The organism is Rhizobium sp. CFBP 13644 (assembly GCF_014842165.1).
Classification (GTDB): Bacteria; Pseudomonadota; Alphaproteobacteria; order Rhizobiales; family Rhizobiaceae; genus Agrobacterium; species Agrobacterium tumefaciens_C.
In genome coordinates, this window is the sequence record NZ_JACYVF010000001.1 from 694,906 (window position 1) to 711,179 (window position 16,274).

Sequence of the window (16,274 nt, forward strand, 5' to 3'; positions counted from 1 at the left end):
GTACTTCACGAGGTAAAGCTCCACACGCCGATTCGTTCTGCTTCACTTATTACGGGCATTCCGGTACGCGACTTTCGTATCCATTCATTTAGGCTTGTAGGCGTTGGTTTTTTTGAAGTAGAGAGTTCTTCTAAAGCGAGACGGATATCTTCCCATAGATCAATTGTATCAACTAGCGGGTCAGCTACTTTCCAAAAGCCACGCGCTTCTGCTATGGGATCGATCCACGGGCGAAGCTTACCATCACTAAGCTGGATACCCGCATCAGAAAAATTCGATACAGTGAAAGCGGTCGCAGCACGGAGTAAAAGGAACGCGCGCGCGACCATTTCCGTAGGTAGTGCGGGGTAAGTCGTCATCTTCGCGACCCGCAACAACTTTGGATCTCGCGTTTCAGAGATGCCTAGTAAAAAATCCTTTGAGGCGATGGCCTGTATACTCATTGGAAGCTCGTCATATCGCCGAGCGATAGAACCATCTTTTTTATCAACGTTCGGACTTATCACTGCGTGCTGTTGCCATAACAACGAGCGAAGCAAGCTTCGATCCAGCCTATCAAACTTCGAAGCAGAAGTTGGCTCAAATAGTTGCCATATATTCTCTACGAGGTTTAGTCTATCAGATGGCTGGTCAGGCATAGGTTCAAACGCTTGAGGATTGTAGCTGGACATATTCCTGGCGCGATGCTCAGTTTCTCCCCGCCTCAAGTCCACACCCCACGCAGCGATAAGACTTCCCGCTATCGCGGTGGCAGATGAACCCGGCCAGATGGCTTCCAGGCAACTTTTGATCGAGACTTGACCTATCCTTACGAGACTTAAAAACTCCCGCGCGGTTGCGGGATCACTCACCCACATTTGGAGGGCTTGCCAGACCGCACTGTGAGTGCCTAAATGTTTGGTACCATCATCAAGTCGCGCGACGGACCCGTTTCGGTCGACAGCAAAGTTGTTTCCATTAAAGATGCCTATGCCAAGATGGCTAAGAATACTTAAAGCGGCACGGAGTTGGGCATAGTATGCTAGATGTCTCGCGCTATGGAGGTCACCAGCAAGTAATGAACTTAGCGCTCTCGAAACATAACTCCAGCCATCAATACAGTGGTTGGGCGCTGATATTGCTATCGCTTCAATAAGTTGTTTGTCAGTGAGTTTGCGGACGTCGACCCACTTAAAAGGGAGCGAGCCTTTTGAAGCAGGATGATTAGATGGCAACCACTGACCGGGGGACTTTCCAGCGAAAGTCCCTAAAACTTGGAGAATGTGACCTCGGTCCGCCTGTGAAAGAACTGACTTGATAATCGTCATCGCCGAGGGCGCTCTTCAGTCAAAAGATCTTTCGCTACATCGGACACTTCTTCTTCATGACTGTCAGCAACTGCATCAAGTACATCGAGACGCAGGCTAGCGTAGCCTCCACTACCGCGATATGACCGTTTCCTTACCGCCTCGTCGGTTCCGTCAATTATTCCTGGGGCCTCCAATGACCGCCAGTCAAACGTCATCAATCCTCGCGCTAATGAACGTATATTCCCTCTAAAGGGAGCTTGACCGAGGTGATCTTTAGCCAACTCAATTTGCCGTTGATCGAGATCCAAATTTGGATCAAGTGGGGGAAACCAAACGTCTAATTTCCAGTCCTCTGCAGAACGATAAAAAATATCGTTTGCGACAGCTAAAAGTGCGCGTACCCCCATATCCTGATTAAGCATAGTTGCTTTGCCGGTGAGCGCATCGGTTCGCTTTTTGTAATGCTGCAGCCAAAAATGGCGAGGGCCATTCAAAACTTCGTCCTCAATGTCATCCCAAAGAGCGATTAGGAAGGCGGATTGCTGTGCGCGCGTCCACTCTAATGGTTCTTCGTCTCGGAGGAGATTGGCTTGAAATATTCCGGGCCGGGAGACGCCTCGCCCAGTCGAAAGAACTGTTGAAAGGAGCGTTCTTACCCATGCGGCTTGTGTTACACCGTGAGCTGTCCCTCTCTCGCCCAACATGTTGATCCGATTGTGCCAAGCACTACTTGGATGGGTGTAGAGAATTTCGGTAAGCTCTTGAGCGCGGGCCTCTCTATATACAGGAAGCTCTCCCACCGCCTCAAGCCATTCTTGCGTACGTAACAAAGGGTATAGATCGAAAGCGTGACTAGGATTGATCTTTTTCGGCGACACGTTGATCGACCAAAAAAGATAAGCCTGCCAAGCGATATCTAAACCGTTGAATGCAACGACGGGCAGTTCAAAATCATCTGGAACCGGTTCATCACTGGTCTCAGAGTCAAACGCCCACAACCGATGCTGTCCATCAATAACCTCGAGCGGCGCAAGCTGGGTTTCATCCACTTCACGGGCTGCTGGCATAGAAAGCGCGAACGACCCGTCGTCTTTTTGGATGACTTGGATGAGCTCGTCGTCCCGCACGGACTTCCCACGGCGGACATCGCCGCTAGCTAAAATATTAACAACAATCGCTGTCGGAAGCCACCCTGGTTTACGAAGCGGCAATTTATCATCTGTGCGCTGTGGTAACTTTAAGTCGCCATATGGATATCCGTAACGAACATAGTTTTGAATACGGGCCGTCCGACTATTATCCCTTATTCTTTGGATGCCCTCGACATTTGAGCCATCTCGCTTTCTCCGGTAAACGTCACAAAGGCTTCGCAACTCAGCAGCTCGCATAGAAAAGACGAAGATATGCTCATCAGGCTTTTTCCTGTGTTGATCAGCATTGAAATCATACGAATCCCACTCAGCAAGCCACTGCTTGAAGCGTAGCGCTGTTATGTGTTTCCGGTCAGTCGCTTGATTGCTCATTTTCAGTTCCTAGGCAGTCTGTCTAGCTCGAGCGGTCGAGCTGCATCGGGACAACTAGAACGCTAATCAATTTGTATCAAGTAGACATTAACGCGGGTAGACAGCGCAACAAAATTTACGGCGAGACATCACACAAATATCCCGTATGATCTCACCGGTTAGCTATCAAGGATCGTTTGCTTCATCAATCTGCAGGATCACATCTCGAAGGTTGAAACGGTGTCTTTAGGCGTTCTTCTTCTAACAAATCAGCCCACCATTGCAACATCAGGACCCGCTCATTCCAATAGTTGGCGCGGTTATATACTCTACGCACCTTGGAGCCATCGAGGTGTGCAAGCTGCGCTTCGATGGCGTCAGGCATGAATTTGCCAGATTGGTTTAAGATGCTGCTCGCTGACGATCTGAAGCCATGGGCCGTCTGCTCTTCTGCACCGACACCCATTCGCCGAAGGGCTGAGTTCATAGAATTTTCCGACAATAGTTTTTTGCCGGACATCATTGAAGGGAAAACAAACAGGCTATCTCCATAGAGCACCTTCATTTGCTTGAGGATTTCGACAGCTTGCCGCGACAACGGCACTTGGTGCTCACGACGCATTTTGGCCTTTTGCGCCGGTATCGTCCATATCGCATTTTCGAGATCTAGCTCGACCCATTCCATGGAGCGCGTCTCCCCCGGCCGAGCGAAACATAGCGCTTGGATTTTCAACGCTGCGACCAGAGAAGGCCAGCCTTCATAGCCGTAGATCGCACGCATAAGCCCGCCCACCTCTGACCTTGAAGTAAGAGCAGCATGGCTGACGGGTACATGACGCTGAAGCGCACCGCGCAGTGCAGACGTTGGATCATTCTCGGCCCTCGCCGTTGCAATGGCGTACCGGAAAACTCTTCCAATTGTCGCGCGAGTAGCTAAAGCACTCTCCACTCGCCCACTCTTCTCGATGCTGGTCAGCACTACAAGGATGTCTTTCGCCGTGATCTGAGTTATCGGATATGGCCTGAGCTTTTTTGCAAGCTCGTTCAACATCCATTTATTCTTCGTGATCGTAGGCTCGGCACGCTTGTCGCGCTTCAGCTTATCAATGAATTCGTCAGCAATCACACCAAACGTATTCCCTGCAGCGGCTTTGGCGACCAGCAGGTCGTGCTTCTTTGCGAGAGACGGGTCGAACCCTTCGGAAAGCTTTTTCTTCGCTTCGTCACGCAATCTGCGGGCATCTGCCAATCCCACTTGAGGGTAGGCCCCAATCGTCAGGGTTTTCCGTTTACCGAAAAAGTCGTAATCTAACCGCCAGGACTTGCCACCAGCGACCGATATGTAGAGATAAAGTCCCCTCCCATCAGAGAGTTTACGCGGCTTGCTGTCCGCTTTAGCGTTCTTAACCTGAATGTCTGTCAGTTTCATTTTACGGTATCGACTTCCGACCGTGTTGACGAATACCGCAGTTATTACCGTCAAAATTGGTGGATGTCACTGCATACCGTTGCACGCCGTTACGCGCGCGCGAGGCAAAAACGCTGAAAGATCAGCGTTTATTGGACTTAGTTGATCTTGTTAGAAAGGTCGCCGGAGCGGGTGAAGGGAATCGAACCCTCGTATTCAGCTTGGGAAGCTGCTGCTCTACCATTGAGCTACACCCGCGCAGTTGAAACTTCGGGCAGTTCGGCGGCCCTGTCAAGAAGGAGGCTACTGTGCCTTGAAGTGTTTTGAGAGCTTGAGGCCCTGGGCCTGATAGTTGGAGCCGAGGCCTGTGCCGTAGAGGCCTTCGGGTCTTGTCAGCATGTGCTCATAGACCAGACGGCCGACGATCTGGCCGTGTTCGAGAATGAAGGGGACTTCGTGGCTTCTGACTTCTAGCACGGCGCGGCTGCCTGTGCCGCCTGCGCTCGCGTGGCCGAATCCGGGGTCGAAGAAGCCGGCATAGTGCACGCGAAATTCACCGACTAGCGGGTCATAGGGGGTCATCTCGGCGGCATAGAGCGGTGGCACATGAACGGCTTCGCGCGAGACGAGGATGTAGAATTCATCGGGATCGAGGATGAGCTCGGCGCGGCCTCTGGAATAGATCGGCTCCCAGAAATCCAGCACATCATGGGCGGCCTTCTGGTCGACATCCACCACCGCCGTGTGGTGCTTGCCGCGATAGCCGATCAGGCCCGTTTCACCGAAGCCTTCAAGGTCGATGGACAGCGCAATACCGCCGCCGGAGACATTGGGCGTTTCGCTGGCGACCAGCGTTTCGCTTTCATGCAGCGCCAGCAACTGCGTTTCCGCTAGCAAGGCATGGCCGATGCGAAAGCGGATCTGCGACAGGCGTGAGCCCTGGCGCACGACGATGGGGAATGTGCGCGGGCTGATTTCGAGGTAGAGCGGACCCGTGTAGCCTGCCGGGATCTTGTCGAATTCCTGCGCATAATCGGTGATGACGCGGGTGAAGATATCGAGGCGTCCGGTCGAGCTTTTCGGGTTGGCAGACGCTGCCATGTCAGCCGGAAGCGCCAGCGCCTCCATCAGGGGCACGATGTAGACGCAGCCGGTTTCCAGAACCGCACCTTCGCGCAGATCAATCTCGTGCAGGCTGAGCCGGGTCAGCTTTTCGATGACTTTCGTGGAGGGGCCGGGCATGAAGCTGGCGCGCACGCGATAGGCCTTCGCGCCGAGACGAAGATCGAGGCTGGCGGGCTGTACCTGGTCTTCATCCAGCGGCCGTTCGCTGGCCAACTGGCCGGATGCGAACAGGTCCCGGATAGCGCCATCTGCCAATATGCCCGTCGTTCTCGTCATCTTTTCATCATCCCTTTTCATGGCGACAAAACCAAAAGCCAACCATTGACGCAAGTCGTTAACAGAGTTATGGCAACCTTATCCCGTGGTGATTTGGCCGGTCGGCTTGCAGCCACGTTAAACAAATGGCTAAAAAGACCGGGTGCGCTTGTAACCGGTCCGCTATTGCGACCGGTTTTTTTGTTTGTAAGGTGATGACATGAGCAAGAAATGGCGCCCGGCAACACAGCTGGTACACGGCGGCACCCTGCGGTCGGCATATGGCGAGACATCCGAAGCCATCTACCTGACGCAAGGCTTTGTCTATGAAAATTCCGAAGCCGCCGAGGCGCGCTTCAAGGGCGAGACGGAGGGCTTCATCTACGCCCGCTACGCCAGCCCAACCAATGACATGTTCGAAAAGCGCATGTGCCTTCTGGAAGGTGCCGAAGATGCGCGCGCCACGGCATCCGGCATGGCCGCTGTCAGCGCTGCCATTCTGTGCCAGTTGAAGGCCGGCGATCACATCGTTGCTGCCCGCGCCCTGTTCGGTTCCTGCCGCTGGGTTGTCGAAACGCTTGCACCGCGCTACGGCATCGAATGCACCCTGGTGGACGGACGCGATCTTGCCAACTGGGAAAAGGCGATACAGCCAAACACGAAGCTGTTCTTCCTCGAAAGCCCCACCAACCCCACGCTCGAAGTCATTGATATTGCAGGCGTTGCGAAGCTTGCAAACCAGATTGGCGCCAAATTGCTGGTCGATAACGTGTTTGCCACCCCGCTTTTTCAGAAGCCGCTGGAGCTGGGCGCGCATATCGTCGTCTACTCGGCAACCAAGCATATTGACGGTCAGGGACGCTGCCTTGGCGGTGTTGTTTTGTCCGACAAGAAGTGGATCGAGGAAGAGCTTCAGGATTACTTCCGCCACACCGGCCCGGCCATGTCTCCGTTCAACGCATGGACGCTGCTGAAAGGCATCGAGACCCTGCCGCTGCGCGTGCGCCAGCAGACGGCGAACGCTGCGAAGATTGCTGATTTTCTGGCCGAGCAGAACAAGGTCGCCAAGGTCATCTATCCCGGCCGTGCAGACCATCCGCAGGCCGATATCATTGCCAAGCAGATGACTGGCGGCTCGACGCTGGTTTGCTTTGAGCTGAAGGGTGGCAAGGAGGCGGCATTCAAGTTGCAGAACGCGCTTGAAATCGTCAAGATTTCCAACAATCTGGGCGATGCTAAGAGCCTGATTACCCACCCCGCCACGACCACACACAAGAACCTGACGGATGAGGCGCGCGCCGAACTCGGCATGTCCGGTGGCACGCTGCGCCTTTCCTGCGGTATTGAAGATACCGATGATCTGCTGGAAGATTTTGCGGCGGCAATCGCTGCAGTTTCCGCCTGAGAAACCCAGATGGCCCGGCATTGCGACCGGGCCGTTTGCCATGGCGATCGCCTTCAGATCGATTTGACGCCATTGAAACAAGGAACATCTTCGTTCCAGACCTGTTACACTTAACCACCGAAATGAGCCCTTGGAGCAATCCATGCCAGCCGAAACGTGCATTGTTTTGGGCTGCCACGCTAATATCGCCTTACGGTTTATTGACGATAGGCGTCGCCTGTAGTGTAGAATGTCTGGACAACCAATTACTTAAGGTCCCGTAATGTACCGTGCGCTAACAAGAGATATCGAGGTCACAGTCGACCCCTATTATCTTGAAGAGCAGTCCGACCCGGCTGACAGCCGATATGTCTGGGGCTACACCGTTGTGATTTCCAACAATTCCGAGATCGGCGTGACGCTGGTAAACCGCTATTGGCATATCACCGATGAAAATGGGCAGGTGGATGAAGTGTCCGGCCCCGGCGTCATTGGCGAGCAGCCGCATTTGGAGCCCGGTGGCACTTACGAATATTCATCCGGCTGCCCGCTGGATACGCCATCCGGCATGATGTTCGGCCATTACGAGATGCAGTCTGACACGGGAGAAGTGTTCACCGTGGCCATCCCGGCATTTTCGCTGGATAGCCCGGGGCTGATGCGCGTGCTGAACTAAGCACCTTAAACGGCATTCGGCCGGACCTTTCAGATCCGGCCTGCCATTGTCACTCCGCAGCCTCAAGCTCATCTACCTGATAGCGGTAGGTGGTGGAGCAGAACTCGCAGGTGACGGAAATAACGCCGTCTTCCTGGCTGTCGCGGATCTCGTCGGCTGAGAAGCCTGAGAGAACACCCTTGATCTTGTCACGAGAGCAGTTGCAGCGATCAAGGATCAGCTGCGGATCGTAAACCCGCACGCCCTGCTCGTGAAACAGGCGATAAAGCAGCTTTTCCGCTGGCACCTGCGGATCGGTCAGCTCATCGGTATCAACAGTGTCGATCAGGGCAACCGCTTCATTCCAGGCATCGTCTACGGCATAATCGACAATGTTCTCATCGCCATCGCCGCCGTGTAGATCCCGCTGGCGCAGACGCTCTGGTGCCTGCGGCAGGAATTGCGCGATGAGGCCACCGGCACGCCAGCCGTGACGGGGCTTGCCTTCCTCGTCACGATCGAACAATTCGGCAACGCCCAGCCGCACGCGGGTGGGCAATTGCTCCGACTGGCGGAAATAGACGCCTGCGATTTCTTCGAGTGTCGAACCATCCAGCGGAACGATGCCCTGATAGGGCTGCATGCCGACGCCCTGATCAATGGTGAAGGCGAGAATACCCGCACCCAGCAGCTGTTCCGGCGATGTCTTTCCTTCAGCCGTCGCCTGCGCCAGCCGCTCCTCATCGAAACGGGCATAGGCGCGCATGTTCTGAGGCGCGGTAAAATCGGCAACCAGCAGGTCCACCGGGCCATCGCTCTTGGTCTGGACCGTGAGCTTGCCGGAAAACTTCAGCGATGTGCCAATCAGCGCGGTCAACACCACCGCTTCCGCCAGCAGGCGGGCGACAACCGGAGGATATTCATGCCGGTCCAGAATAGCGTTCAGCAGCGGCCCAACCTGCACGGCACGGCCGCGCACATCCAGCCCTCCCACCTGAAAGGGAACGACCTTGTCGTCGCCAGCGAATTCGAGGGTGTCCAGATCGACCGTCACATCTGCCATATCACTTACTCCTTGGTGCCTCAACTGCGCACAGCCACACCGCCAGATAAGGCGGCGGGCGAAACTGGCCAGCGGGCATGATGCTGTTACCGCATAGATAAACCGGCGGAGGTGAAAACGGAACCACGTCCGGCCGGGTATTGCGGTGAAACATTGATGAAAGCTGCCGATGAAGTCCGGCAGCACGTGCTTGGTGCTACAAATGGGAAGCCATGCCGGATATTCAAGCACCCCGCATGGCTTGCCTCAACGGCACCCGGTCAGATCAGATGACGCCCATGCACCAGGCAATGATGGCCTTTTGCGCGTGCAGACGGTTTTCTGCCTCATCGAACACCACAGACTGCGGGCCATCGATAACGTCGTCGGTCACCTCTTCGCCGCGGTGGGCAGGCAGGCAGTGCATGAACAGTGCATTCTCATTGGCCTTGCCCATCAGCGCGGCATTGACCTGATAGGGCTGGAAAATGTTGTGGCCGCGCGCCTTGTGCTCCTGGTTCATGGAGACCCAGGTATCGGTGATGACGCAATCGGCACCTTCGACGGCGCGCTGCGCATCATGATACAGTTTCACTTCGCCGCCATTGTTGCGCGCCCAGTTCATGAACCGGTCATGGGGTTCAGACCCCATAGGCACGGCCATGTTCATGCGGTAGCCAAAGCGGGCAGCACCTTCCACCAGCGAATGCAGCACGTTGTTGCCATCACCCGTCCAGGCAATGGTTTTGCCCTTGATCGGGCCGCGATGCTCTTCAAAGGTCAGGATATCCGCCATGATCTGGCAGGGATGCGTATCATCCGTGAGACCATTGATAACAGGCACGGTCGCATGTTCGGCAAGCTCCAGCAGACGCGAATGGTCTGTTGTGCGGATCATGATGGCATCGACGTAGCGCGACAGAACCTTTGCCGTATCGCCAATGGTTTCAGCGCGGCCAAGCTGCATTTCCGTGCCGGAGAGGAACAGCGTCTCGCCGCCCAGCTGGCGCATGCCGACATCGAAGGAAACGCGGGTACGGGTGGATGGTTTCTCGAAAATCATCGCCAGCATCTTGCCAGCCAGCGGCTTTTCCGCCGTGCCGTTCTTGGTCGCAATCTTGCGTGCGCGCGCGTCATCCAGAATGACCCGCAGGTCCTCAGAGCCGACGGCCGAAAGGTCTAGAAAATGCTTTGCTGATGCCATTTCAATACAGTCCCATCGATGGAGGTGGCGCCTTGGGCGCGCACCTCACTATGCGCATTCAGGCGCTTTTTGCGATTTTCGTCGTGAGGCTTTCTGCCGCACGTTCAATCCGGGCCAATCCTTCACGCGCTTCTTCAGCCGTGACCACAAGCGGCGGCAGGATACGAATGACGTTGTCACCTGCTGGAACACCCAGAAGATGCTCGGCGCGGATGGCGTGCAACAGTTCGGACGATGGCATCTTCGCCTTGATACCGATCAGCAGCCCCTCGCCTCGGATCTCCTCGATCACGTCGGGGTAGCGATCCTTCAACGAAGCCAGTCCCTGGCGGAATATCAATGTGACATCGCGCACATGCTCGAGGAAACCATCGGCCAGAATGATATCCAGCACCGCATTTCCGCAGGCCATCGCCAGCGGATTGCCGCCATAGGTCGTGCCGTGAACGCCAGCCGTCATGCCGGATGCAGCTTCCGCCGTTGCAAGGCAGGCGCCGAACGGAAAGCCGCCGCCAATGCCCTTGGCCACGGCCATGATATCAGGCGATACGCCGGACCATTCATAGGCAAAGAACTTGCCTGTGCGTCCAACGCCTGTCTGCACCTCATCGTAGATCAACAGCAGGCCGTGCTCTTCGCACAAAGCGCGCAGGGAACGCAGGAACTCAGGGGCAACGGGGCGAACACCGCCCTCACCCTGAATGGGCTCGATCAGCAGGGCAGCCGTTTCCGGCCCGATGGCAGCCTTCAGGGCGTCCAGATCGTTGAACGGCACCTGATCGAAGCCTTCAACCTTTGGTCCGAAACCCTCGATGTATTTTTGCTGCCCGCCAGCCGCGATGGTCGCCAGCGTGCGTCCGTGGAACGCGCCTTCGAAGGTGATGACGCGGAATTTTTCGGGATGGCCGTGGGTGTAGTGGTAGCGACGCGCCGTCTTGATCGCGCATTCCAAGGATTCCGCACCCGAATTGGTGAAGAACACCTTGTCCGCAAAAGTTGCATCCGTCAGCCGCTTGGCCAGCGTTTCCTGACCGGCAATCTCATAGAGATTGGATAGGTGCCAGACCTTCTCGACCTGACCTTTCAGTGCTTCGACCAAGTGCGGATGGCTGTGGCCAACCGATGTGACGGCCACGCCCGCACCGAAGTCCAGATATCGTTCGCCGGTCTCGGTGATGAGCCAAACGCCCTCTCCTCGCTCAAACCGCAAGGGTGCTCTGGAAAACGTATCGAACAATGGCGCTGTGTCGGCCATGGCTGTCTCACTCCTTGCGCTCGAACAGCGCTGTCAATGGGTCTTACCGGTTATCCCGTGCCTGAAAATCAAAAATGCCGCCTCGCGGCGGCTTGGGGTATCCTCTTACTGCGAGGGCACTATTGTCACTTCGCCTGAGGATGTCAACAAATGTCCTCATTTTCAGGCATTCTCAAGCTGTGGTAGGGGCTGATATGAAGCACACTAGGTGTTGCTTTTCTGACTCACAAACACAGCAAGTTGGGGAAAACCGGAAAATCGATTCCAGATGATTCTCCCGACTCTTGTCACGGAGTCTGCCGACGATTAGGTTAACTCTCAATTACTAGATCGCAAGCGGCGGACCTAGTCACCTACAATCTGGCGGATACTCTGCGCGTGGTTCACTCCACGGCATAGCAGAATGATTCTGCCTTCGCGACCAGCGGAGACACGGCATGAACTGGACTGATGAACGGGTCGAAAGACTGAAACGACTGTGGTCTGAAGGCCTCAGCGCCAGCCAGATTGCCGCCCAGCTCGGAGGCGTCAGCCGCAACGCCGTCATCGGCAAAGTCCACCGCTTGAACCTTCCTGGCCGCGCCAAGGCTGGCGGCACGGTTGCAACCGCGCGTCCCGCTGCAAAGCGTCCGGCAGCGACAACTGCACCCTCTGCTGCGGCACCCCGCGCTGCCACTTTCCAGGGCCGCGTTGCCCCTGCCCGCGCCAATACACGCGCCGCAGACGCAAACGTCCAGAAGGACGATGCGGAGACGGATGCACCACGGATTCTTGAATATGTGCCGGTCAGCAATTCCACGCTGCCGACATCGCTGCGCCTGACGCTGACGGAACTGACGGAACGCACCTGCAAGTGGCCAGTTGGCGACCCTCTGAAGGACGACTTCCACTTCTGCGGTTGTGATGCTTCTGAATCCTCGCCGTATTGCCGCTTCCACGCAAAGCTCGCTTACCAGCCAGTAAGCGAACGCCGCAGAGCCTAAGGCTTCGCATCCAGTTCGACGCAATAAAATGAGCGGGTCTTTGGCCCGCTTTTTTGTTGCGATTTTTTCGGCTTGGACAGCGCAAACATGCACAGGCGAAGGCGTCACCAAGGAGATGGCGATTGACTTGTCAGTTTGTCATCGGGGATTGAACCGGCGTACCGGTAAGGGGACTCTGGAGCCGCAAGAGCGACGGCAAGTCGCGCCATTCAGAGCCTCGGGATCATGCGGCGCTGCAGCGAAAAGCGGCGGCATGGCTGATCCCATACGCGGCAAGGGTGCGAAGCGCCTCTTGGGCTTTCGCACTCCGCGCAGCATTCGCAGCGGATGATCGCAGCCCTTCGATTGAACGGCTGCAGGATCATGGCTTCAAGCTTAGCCCTGGCGGGCCTTGCGGTTGGCATAGCGACGATCGCGTTCTGCCTTGCGGGCTGCTTCGTCTTCGACGACGCGAGCAATACGATTTTTTTCGGCCGCCTTGCGCTCATTTTCTTCAGCGTTTGCAGCAGCTTCGAGTTCAGCTGCGCGTTGCGCGGCCTCTTCTTCCAGGCGCAATTTTTCTTCGCGCTTCTGCTGGTCACGCTCGGCCTGGCGGGCTCTGCGGGCTTCGGCAACGGCAATCTGCTCGGCCTGCTTGGCTTCGAGCGTGGGAGCCGCGGCTTCCTTGGCTTCGCGATAGGCCTTCAAAAGAGCGGCCTTTGCCTCGGCAGCAGCGCCGCGACGTTCGGAAACTTCGTTATTCTTGATATTTCGAGTGTTTCTCAAATCTCTATTCCAGTTGATGCGTCATACCGATCAGGGATCAGGTTTTTTTGGCGCGTTTGGTTGGGATAACTGCGGGCTTCAAGCTGTCTTCCAGTTCTTTCGCAAGACGCGCTTCCCGCAGCCTGAGGGTCTTTTCATCACGGGCGCTCGCAATCGAGTTCAACTCATCGACCGCTTTGCCGCGGGCAAAGAACTGCGATTGCGTCGCTCCGAAAGCAATTTCGGCCTGCTTGCGGGATTTGCTGTGAGCGTCTGACATGGAATTTTCTCCTATCGCATCGCACTGAAAACCGGAATCGATTTATGGATAGAGCGATACGCATTCACGGCTCGAAGCGTATTCTTGCATATAAGAATGCAATACGTCCAAGCATGTGGCCGACTTGCGGCATAAAAAAAGGCCAGGCAACATGCCTGACCTCGGTGGTCTCAAACTTTCGACAATGCCAGTACATCCGTGGTCAAAGGAAAGTCGATACCCGTATTAAGCAGCCTGGAGATTGCAGGCAGACATCTTGCCGGACTTGTTGTCCCGCTCGAGATCGTAGGAAAGCTTCTGGCCTTCTACGATTTCGCGCATGCCTGCACGCTCAACAGCGGAAATGTGCACGAATGCATCGGCGCCGCCGTTGTCTGGCTGAATGAAGCCGAAGCCCTTGGTGGAGTTAAACCATTTTACTGTGCCTGTGGTCATAATGAACCCTTTCAAAGCATAAGTTATAAGTCACAGAACGTGAGTCCTGTGTGCGGTGTAGCGATTTTTTTGAAAGGAAGGGTTAGTTCAAAGCGCGGTGCTAATCGCGCGGTAACCAAAGCTCAGCAAGCAAAAGATCGATGACCAATACATAGAGCCTTCTGGCCACTGAGTCAAACTTTAAATTACAGAAACTTAAAATCAACACTCAGAAGCTGTGCAGGTCACGCCGGTTGCTGGCGGCTTCTAGCGGCGCTAACGCATTGATATCCATTATGCCAAATGCAAAACACCGCCCCTTTTGGGAGCGGTGCATGAGATTTTGAGACCATACGGGAGACGTTTCAGCCCCGGTGCGTTGGTCAGGCTTCCATGGAATATCCGGCGCCGCGCACGGTACGGATCACATCCTGCATGCTGGAGAAGTTGAGTGCCTTGCGCAGGCGCCCGACATGGACGTCCACCGTGCGCTCATCCACATAGATATCGTGACCCCAGACGCCATCGAGAAGCTGGGAGCGCGAGAAAACGCGGCCGGGTGACACCATGAGGAACTCGAGAAGACGAAACTCGGTTGGTCCAAGCCGCACTTCACGGGCCTTGCGGTGAACACGATGCGTTTCGCGATCCAGCTCGATATCACCGCATTTCAGCACGGAGGACAGAACCTCCGGCCGGGCGCGGCGCAACATTGCCTTAACCCGTGCCATCAGCTCAGGCGTGGAAAACGGCTTGACGACATAGTCATCCGCACCCGTGGCCAAACCACGCACGCGCTCGCTTTCTTCGCCACGTGCCGTCAACATGATGATCGGCAGTCGCTCGGTTTCCGGGCGCATTCTCAGACGACGGCAAAGCTCGATGCCGGAGACGCCTGGAAGCATCCAGTCGAGGATCAGCAGATCCGGCGTGCGTTCCTGCAAGCGGATTTCCGCTTCGTCACCCCGTGGAATGGTATCCACGTCGTAACCTTCGGATTCCAGATTGTAGCGAAGAAGAACGCTCAAGGCTTCTTCATCTTCGACAACTGCGATTTTGGGCACCATGGCTAGAGACTCCGCCAGTCGTTTAGAGAATTCACTCAGTTACGGCACCGAGCGTGTTGGAACTATCGTCCTTCGGGCGTTCGCCTTCAGGCTGGCTGCCAGTGGCCATGTAGTAGATGGTTTCAGCGATGTTGGTCGCGTGGTCACCAATGCGCTCGATGTTCTTGGCGCAGAACAGAAGATGCGTGCAGGTGGTGATGTTGCGCGGATCTTCCATCATGTAGGTCAGCAATTCGCGGAACAGCGATGTGTACATCGCGTCGATTTCCTCGTCACGTTCGCGGATGGCCTGCGCCTTTTCAACCGAACGGGTCGAATAGACATCCAGAACTTCCTTGAGCTGAACCAGAGCAAGCTCGGAGAGATGCTCGATGCCACGGGCCAGCTTGCGTGGAACGCCTGTGCCGGCAACAGCGAGAACGCGCTTGGCTGTGTTCTTGCCAAGGTCGCCAACGCGCTCTAGGTCAGCGGCGATGCGCAGCGTGCCGATAACTTCGCGAAGGTCGGCAGCCATGGGCTGGCGCTTGGCAATGGTCACGATCGCCTTGTCGCCGATTTCGCGCTCGGCGTGATCGAGAATGGTGTCGTCAGAGATGACCTTCTGCGCCAGGGCCGAGTCCGAATTGACCAGCGCACGCACAGCGTCGGCGCACATCTGTTCGGCAAGGCCACCCATTTCGGCGATCCGGCGGGTCAGGAACTTCAGCTCGTCATCATAGGCGGACATGATATGGTTTGGTGTCGGCATGTTCGAATTCTCCAGTTAGATGACGCCACCCGCCAAGCGCTCGAAGGCTCAGGCGGGGTGGCGTGGATGCTATGACACGACAGAGGGCAGGATCAGCCGAAGCGACCCATGATATAGTCCTGTGTGCGCTGGTCATCCGGGTTGGTGAACATCTTGTCGGTATCGTTTTCCTCAACCAGATGGCCGAGGTGGAACATGGCCGTGCGCTGAGACACACGCGCCGCCTGCTGCATGGAGTGCGTCACGATGACGATCGTGAAGTTGCTGCGCAGCTCGTGGATCAGCTCCTCGACCTTTGCCGTTGCGATGGGGTCAAGAGCCGAGCAGGGCTCGTCCATCAGAATGACTTCAGGCGAAACGGCGATGGCGCGGGCAATGCACAGACGCTGCTGCTGACCGCCGGACAGGCCGGTACCGGATTCGTGCAGGCGATCCTTGGCTTCGTTCCACAGGCCGGCCTTCTGCAGGCTGGCCTCGACGATCTGGTCCATATCAGCCTTGCTGCGGGCAAGGCCGTGAATGCGTGGACCATAGGCGATGTTTTCATAGATGGTCTTCGGGAACGGGTTCGGCTTCTGGAACACCATGCCGACGCGCGCGCGCAACTCGACCACGTCGATCGCTGGATCGTAGACATCGTCCTCATCGAGCGTGATCTTGCCGGTGACGCGGCAACCATCGATGGTGTCGTTCATGCGGTTGAGGGTCCGCAGGAAGGTGGACTTGCCGCAACCGGATGGGCCGATCAAAGCTGTAACCGTATTTTCGCGAACGTTGAGGTTCACATCGTACAAAGCGCGTTTCTCGCCGTAATAGACAGAAACGTCCTTGCCGATCATCTTGTACGAAACTTCATTCATTTTCTTGTCCAGCGCCTTTTCAACTGCTGCTTCCGACAACATGTTCATAACATTCAACT

General features: G+C 55.9%; 16 protein-coding genes, 1 tRNA gene and 1 riboswitch. Of the genes, 3 read left to right on the forward strand and 14 right to left on the reverse strand.

The features are described 5' to 3' along the window. Positions 1 to 5: 5 nt before the first annotated feature. The 5 genes from IFT53_RS03275 to IFT53_RS03295 all read right to left on the reverse strand — a co-directional run bounded on the left by IFT53_RS03275 (position 6) and on the right by IFT53_RS03295 (position 5,600). Positions 6 to 1,307, reverse strand: coding sequence for a hypothetical protein (locus IFT53_RS03275; protein ID WP_192063356.1), 1,302 nt, complete (start codon positions 1,305 to 1,307; stop codon positions 6 to 8). After that, complete coding sequence (locus IFT53_RS03280; protein ID WP_192063355.1) at positions 1,304 to 2,812, reverse strand: DGQHR domain-containing protein; 1,509 nt, start codon at positions 2,810 to 2,812, stop codon at positions 1,304 to 1,306. Before IFT53_RS03280 ends, IFT53_RS03275 begins: the two co-directional genes overlap by 4 nt. Positions 2,813 to 2,996: 184 nt before the next feature. Continuing rightward, positions 2,997 to 4,220: a tyrosine-type recombinase/integrase gene (locus tag IFT53_RS03285; RefSeq protein WP_192063354.1), complete on the reverse strand. Its 1,224-nt coding sequence runs from the start codon at positions 4,218 to 4,220 to the stop codon at positions 2,997 to 2,999. A gap of 166 nt (positions 4,221 to 4,386) precedes the next feature. Beyond that, positions 4,387 to 4,457 (reverse strand) — tRNA-Gly (locus tag IFT53_RS03290). A gap of 45 nt (positions 4,458 to 4,502) precedes the next feature. Beyond that, positions 4,503 to 5,600: a 2'-deoxycytidine 5'-triphosphate deaminase gene (locus tag IFT53_RS03295; protein WP_192063353.1), complete on the reverse strand. Its 1,098-nt coding sequence runs from the start codon at positions 5,598 to 5,600 to the stop codon at positions 4,503 to 4,505. Positions 5,601 to 5,675: 75 nt separating this feature from the next. Next, positions 5,676 to 5,754: riboswitch (SAM riboswitch) on the forward strand. Positions 5,755 to 5,799: 45 nt separating this feature from the next. Here IFT53_RS03295 and IFT53_RS03300 point away from each other — a divergent pair. Next, a complete protein-coding gene (locus tag IFT53_RS03300) occupies positions 5,800 to 6,984 on the forward strand; it encodes an O-succinylhomoserine sulfhydrylase (RefSeq protein WP_192063352.1) in 1,185 nt (394 codons plus the stop codon). Positions 6,985 to 7,246: 262 nt separating this feature from the next. Next, positions 7,247 to 7,639 (forward strand): Co2+/Mg2+ efflux protein ApaG, encoded by a 393-nt coding sequence (gene apaG, locus IFT53_RS03305; protein ID WP_042617919.1) that lies wholly within the window; start codon positions 7,247 to 7,249, stop codon positions 7,637 to 7,639. A gap of 49 nt (positions 7,640 to 7,688) precedes the next feature. On the opposite strand, the gene IFT53_RS03310 is transcribed toward apaG, so the two are convergent. The 3 genes from IFT53_RS03310 to IFT53_RS03320 all read right to left on the reverse strand — a co-directional run bounded on the left by IFT53_RS03310 (position 7,689) and on the right by IFT53_RS03320 (position 11,119). Then, positions 7,689 to 8,681: an Hsp33 family molecular chaperone gene (locus IFT53_RS03310; protein ID WP_192063351.1), complete on the reverse strand. Its 993-nt coding sequence runs from the start codon at positions 8,679 to 8,681 to the stop codon at positions 7,689 to 7,691. A gap of 265 nt (positions 8,682 to 8,946) precedes the next feature. Beyond that, positions 8,947 to 9,864 carry an ornithine carbamoyltransferase gene (gene argF / locus IFT53_RS03315; RefSeq protein ID WP_192063350.1) on the reverse strand — a complete coding sequence of 306 codons (918 nt, stop codon included), beginning with the start codon at positions 9,862 to 9,864 and terminating at the stop codon, positions 8,947 to 8,949. Between the two features lie 58 nt (positions 9,865 to 9,922). Beyond that, on the reverse strand, positions 9,923 to 11,119 hold the full coding sequence (locus IFT53_RS03320; protein ID WP_192063349.1) for an aspartate aminotransferase family protein: 1,197 nt from the start codon (positions 11,117 to 11,119) through the stop codon (positions 9,923 to 9,925). Positions 11,120 to 11,556: 437 nt separating this feature from the next. On the opposite strand from IFT53_RS03320, the gene IFT53_RS03325 reads away from it, so the two are divergent. After that, entirely contained in the window at positions 11,557 to 12,102 is a 546-nt protein-coding gene (locus tag IFT53_RS03325) for a GcrA family cell cycle regulator (RefSeq protein ID WP_192063348.1), read from the forward strand. Positions 12,103 to 12,477: 375 nt separating this feature from the next. Here IFT53_RS03325 and IFT53_RS03330 read toward each other — a convergent pair whose 3' ends face one another. The 6 genes from IFT53_RS03330 to pstB form a co-directional block, all read right to left on the reverse strand. Then, positions 12,478 to 12,867, reverse strand: coding sequence for a DUF6481 family protein (locus IFT53_RS03330; protein ID WP_042617914.1), 390 nt, complete (start codon positions 12,865 to 12,867; stop codon positions 12,478 to 12,480). A 37-nt stretch (positions 12,868 to 12,904) separates the two neighbouring features. After that, positions 12,905 to 13,126 (reverse strand): hypothetical protein, encoded by a 222-nt coding sequence (locus tag IFT53_RS03335; protein WP_042617913.1) that lies wholly within the window; start codon positions 13,124 to 13,126, stop codon positions 12,905 to 12,907. Positions 13,127 to 13,351: 225 nt separating this feature from the next. Continuing rightward, entirely contained in the window at positions 13,352 to 13,561 is a 210-nt protein-coding gene (locus tag IFT53_RS03340) for a cold-shock protein (RefSeq protein WP_042617912.1), read from the reverse strand. Between the two features lie 362 nt (positions 13,562 to 13,923). Further along, complete coding sequence (phoB, locus tag IFT53_RS03345; RefSeq protein WP_174152016.1) at positions 13,924 to 14,607, reverse strand: phosphate regulon transcriptional regulator PhoB; 684 nt, start codon at positions 14,605 to 14,607, stop codon at positions 13,924 to 13,926. Positions 14,608 to 14,638: 31 nt separating this feature from the next. Continuing rightward, positions 14,639 to 15,355 (reverse strand): phosphate signaling complex protein PhoU, encoded by a 717-nt coding sequence (gene phoU / locus IFT53_RS03350; protein WP_042617910.1) that lies wholly within the window; start codon positions 15,353 to 15,355, stop codon positions 14,639 to 14,641. 92 nt (positions 15,356 to 15,447) lie between these two features. Further along, positions 15,448 to 16,263 carry a phosphate ABC transporter ATP-binding protein PstB gene (gene pstB, locus IFT53_RS03355; protein WP_042617909.1) on the reverse strand — a complete coding sequence of 272 codons (816 nt, stop codon included), beginning with the start codon at positions 16,261 to 16,263 and terminating at the stop codon, positions 15,448 to 15,450. Positions 16,264 to 16,274 lie beyond the last annotated feature (11 nt).

What these genes read in the sequence shown, in the direction of transcription:
- IFT53_RS03275 (WP_192063356.1), bottom strand. Translation starts at nt 1,307, where the DNA reads ATGACGATTATCAAGTCAGTTCTTTCACAGGCGGACCGAGGTCACATT.
- IFT53_RS03280 (WP_192063355.1), bottom strand. Translation starts at nt 2,812, where the DNA reads ATGAGCAATCAAGCGACTGACCGGAAACACATAACAGCGCTACGCTTC.
- IFT53_RS03285 (WP_192063354.1), bottom strand. Translation starts at nt 4,220, where the DNA reads ATGAAACTGACAGACATTCAGGTTAAGAACGCTAAAGCGGACAGCAAG.
- IFT53_RS03295 (WP_192063353.1), bottom strand. Translation starts at nt 5,600, where the DNA reads ATGACGAGAACGACGGGCATATTGGCAGATGGCGCTATCCGGGACCTG.
- IFT53_RS03300 (WP_192063352.1), top strand. Translation starts at nt 5,800, where the DNA reads ATGAGCAAGAAATGGCGCCCGGCAACACAGCTGGTACACGGCGGCACC.
- apaG (WP_042617919.1), top strand. Translation starts at nt 7,247, where the DNA reads ATGTACCGTGCGCTAACAAGAGATATCGAGGTCACAGTCGACCCCTAT.
- IFT53_RS03310 (WP_192063351.1), bottom strand. Translation starts at nt 8,681, where the DNA reads ATGGCAGATGTGACGGTCGATCTGGACACCCTCGAATTCGCTGGCGAC.
- argF (WP_192063350.1), bottom strand. Translation starts at nt 9,864, where the DNA reads ATGGCATCAGCAAAGCATTTTCTAGACCTTTCGGCCGTCGGCTCTGAG.
- IFT53_RS03320 (WP_192063349.1), bottom strand. Translation starts at nt 11,119, where the DNA reads ATGGCCGACACAGCGCCATTGTTCGATACGTTTTCCAGAGCACCCTTG.
- IFT53_RS03325 (WP_192063348.1), top strand. Translation starts at nt 11,557, where the DNA reads ATGAACTGGACTGATGAACGGGTCGAAAGACTGAAACGACTGTGGTCT.
- IFT53_RS03335 (WP_042617913.1), bottom strand. Translation starts at nt 13,126, where the DNA reads ATGTCAGACGCTCACAGCAAATCCCGCAAGCAGGCCGAAATTGCTTTC.
- IFT53_RS03340 (WP_042617912.1), bottom strand. Translation starts at nt 13,561, where the DNA reads ATGACCACAGGCACAGTAAAATGGTTTAACTCCACCAAGGGCTTCGGC.
- phoB (WP_174152016.1), bottom strand. Translation starts at nt 14,607, where the DNA reads ATGGTGCCCAAAATCGCAGTTGTCGAAGATGAAGAAGCCTTGAGCGTT.
- phoU (WP_042617910.1), bottom strand. Translation starts at nt 15,355, where the DNA reads ATGCCGACACCAAACCATATCATGTCCGCCTATGATGACGAGCTGAAG.
- pstB (WP_042617909.1), bottom strand. Translation starts at nt 16,263, where the DNA reads ATGAACATGTTGTCGGAAGCAGCAGTTGAAAAGGCGCTGGACAAGAAA.